Source organism: Duganella vulcania (genome assembly GCF_009857655.1).
GTDB classification, from domain to species: Bacteria; Pseudomonadota; Gammaproteobacteria; order Burkholderiales; family Burkholderiaceae_D; genus Rugamonas; species Rugamonas vulcania.
Genome location: NZ_WWCX01000284.1, coordinates 1 through 553 on the forward strand (window position 1 = coordinate 1; position 553 = coordinate 553).

1 protein-coding gene is annotated in these 553 nt (G+C 75.6%); it reads left to right on the plus strand.

Annotated elements, in window-relative coordinates:
- Positions 1-515: DUF58 domain-containing protein (locus GTP90_RS36010; RefSeq protein ID WP_161087958.1), on the plus strand; the 515-nt coding region annotated here is incomplete at its 5' end.
- Between the last annotated feature and the right edge of the window lie 38 nt (positions 516-553).

The following is a 553-nucleotide window of genomic DNA, read 5'->3' on the forward strand; positions in this document are numbered from 1 at the left end:
CGCCGCGCGTGCGGCTGGTCACTCGCTTCCCGCTCGGCCTGTTCCGCGCGTGGAGCTACTGGCGGCCCGCGCTCAGGGTGCTGGTCTACCCCGCGCCCGAGCTGCCGCCGCAGCCGCTGCCGTCCAGCGGCGCCGCCAGCGAGGACGGCCACGGCACCGTCGGCCTGGACAAGTTCGCCGGCATCCGCAGCTACCAGCCGGGCGACCCGATGCGCCACCTGGCCTGGCGCCAGATCGCCCGCCACGATCCGGCGCTGGGCGGCCAGCTGGTCACCAAGCACTTCGACGGCGGCGCGGTGGCCGAGCTGTGCCTCGACTTCGCCGAGCTGCCGCCGCAGCTGGACCTGGAACAGAAGCTGTCGCGCATGGCGCGCTGGGTGCTGGAGGCCGAGCAGCGCGCCCTGCCCTACAGCTTCCGCCTGGCGCAGCACGACTACGGCCCGGCGCTGGGCGACGCCCACCAGGCCGCCTGCCTGCGCGCGCTGGCGCTGTTCGGCCGCGAGGGCCAATCATGAGCGCCACCCCGCCGCCACGACAACCGCCGCAGTCGCCC